This is a genomic window from Microbacterium sp. ISL-103 (genome assembly GCF_018613995.1).
GTDB lineage: Bacteria > Actinomycetota > Actinomycetes > Actinomycetales > Microbacteriaceae > Microbacterium.
Map to the genome: position 1 here is coordinate 1 of NZ_JAGGPD010000577.1, position 2461 is coordinate 2461.

2 protein-coding genes are annotated in these 2461 nt (G+C 68.0%); one reads left to right on the forward strand and one right to left on the reverse strand.

The genetic code is table 11. From position 1 onward, the window contains the following. Positions 1-354, forward strand: a 354-nt coding sequence (locus J7E68_RS18070) for an SDR family oxidoreductase (protein WP_251049129.1), incomplete at its 5' end; no start/stop codon positions are given. A gap of 10 nt (positions 355-364) precedes the next feature. On the opposite strand, the gene mfd is transcribed toward J7E68_RS18070, so the two are convergent. After that, positions 365-2461: transcription-repair coupling factor (mfd, locus tag J7E68_RS18075; RefSeq protein ID WP_215174935.1), on the reverse strand; the 2097-nt coding region annotated here is incomplete at its 5' end.

The window sequence follows — 2461 nt, forward strand, 5'->3', positions numbered from 1 at the left end:
GCCCGCGTCGTCGGGAGGACCTCCGGGCAGGCCCACGGAGCCATGCGGGGCGAGATCTCGTATGCGACGAGCAAGGCTGCGTTGGCGGGGATCACCCGCTCGGCCGCCGCCGAGCTGCTCGATGTCGGGATCGTCCTGAACACCGTCAATCCGGGCCCGGTGAACACCGGCTACCTCGACGCCGACACGACGGATCGCGATCTGTCGGGCGTCGAGGCGTGGATCGCCGACACCCCGTTCGGCCGCGTGGGCCGGCCCGACGACCCGGCGCGCCTGATCGGCTGGCTGTGCACGGATGCCGGAGCGTGGGTCGTCGGTCAGGTGCTGACCGCCGACGGCGGCTTCTCGTTGTAGGAGGTCGCGGTCACTCGACCTTCACGGGCTCCGGGAAGATGGCCGTGAAGAGCTGGTTGACCCACTCGAGCAGCTCGGCGTCGGGCAGCGGCTCGAGGCCGACACCCACCGCAGCCGGGATCGTCGGCATCGGCACGACGAGCGCCTCGCCGCCGGAGACGAGCTTCGCCTTCGGGTAGAGACGCTGCAGTCGCACCTTGATCGACTCCTCGAGCCGCGCCGGCGCGATGCGCAGGTTCGACCCCATCACCACGACGTCGGCGAGGCCGGCCTTGGCGGCGCGGCGACGCAGACGAGCGACGGCGATGAGTCCGGTGACCTCGTCGGGCGGAGTGCCGTAGCGATCGGTGAGCTCGTCGATCACGAGATCGATCGCGTCGTCCTTCGCGGTCGCCGTCGATGCGGCGGAGAGCTTCTGATAGGCCTCGAGGCGCAGGCGCTCGCTGTCGATGTAGTACTCGGGAATGCGCGCGTCGAGCGGAAGCTCGAGTCGCAGCTCCTGCCCGGACTCGACGTCCTCGCCGCGGAAGGTCGCGACGGCCTCGCCGATCATGCGCAGATAGAGGTCGAAGCCGACGCCGGCGATGTGTCCGGCCTGCTCGCCGCCGAGGAGGTTTCCGGCGCCACGCAGCTCGAGGTCCTTCAGCGCGACCTGCATGCCGGACCCGAGGTCGTTGTTGACGGCGATCGTCTGCAGACGGTCGGCGGCCGTCTCGCTGAGCGGCTTCATCTCGTCGTAGAGGAAGTACGCGTACGCGCGCTCGCGACCGCGCCCGACACGGCCGCGCAACTGGTGCAGCTGGCTCAGCCCGTACTTGTCGGCGCGATCGATGATGATCGTGTTGGCGTTCGAGATGTCGAGACCGGTCTCGATGATCGTCGTCGAGACGAGCACGTCGAACTTGCGCTCCCAGAAGTCGTCGACGACCTGCTCGAGGGCGTGCTCTCCCATCTGTCCGTGGGCGACGGCGATGCGCGCCTCGGGGACGAGCTCGGCGAGCTGGGCCGCGACGCGCTGGATCGACTGCACGCGGTTGTGCACGAAGAACACCTGTCCCTCGCGCAGGATCTCGCGGCGGATCGCCGCGGCCATCTGCTTGTCGCTGCGGGGGCCGACGAACGAGAGGATCGGATGCCGGTCTTCGGGGGGCGTGGCCAGTGTCGACATCTCGCGGATGCCGGTGACTGCCATCTCGAGCGTGCGCGGGATCGGCGTGGCGCTCATCGCGAGGATGTCGACGTTGGTCTTCATCTTCTTGAGCGTGTCCTTGTGCTCGACGCCGAACCGCTGCTCCTCGTCGATGATCATCAGCCCGAGGTCTTTGAACATGACCTGGTCGGTGAGGATCCGGTGGGTACCGATCACCATGTCGACGGTGCCGTCGAGCAGGCCGTCGAGCGTGAGGCGGGCCTCTTTGTCGGACTGGAAGCGCGACAGCGGACGCACCTTCACGGGGAATCCGGCGAAGCGCTCGGTGAAGGTCTCGAGGTGCTGCTTGACGAGCAGCGTGGTCGGCACGAGCATCGCGACCTGCTTACCGTCTTGGATCGCCTTGAACGCGGCGCGCACCGCGACCTCGGTCTTGCCGAACCCGACGTCGCCCGAGAGCAGCCTGTCCATCGGGATCGGCCGCTCCATGTCGGCCTTGATCTCGTCGATCGTCTGCAGCTGGTCGAGGGTCTCGGCGAACGGGAAGGCCTCTTCGAGCTCGCGCTGCCAGGGGGTGTCTGGTCCGAACGCATGCCCCTTGGCGCTCATCCGCGCCGAGTACAGCTTGACCAGCTCGACGGCGATGTCGCGCACCGCCTTGCGGGCCTTGCCCTTGGCCTGCGACCAGTCGCTGCCGCCCATCTTCGAGAGGGTGGGCCCCTCACCTCCGACGTACTTCGAGAGCAGGTCGAGCTGATCGGTGGGCACATAGAGCTTGTCGCCCGGGTATCCGCGCTTCGACGGCGCGTACTCGAGCACCAGGTAGTCGCGCACGGACTTCGTCGCGTTGCGGCCGCCCGTCGAGACCTCGCGCTTCGTCATCTCGACGAAGCGACCGATGCCGTGGGTGTTGTGCACGACGAAGTCGCCCTGCTTCAACTGCAGCGGGTCGACGAC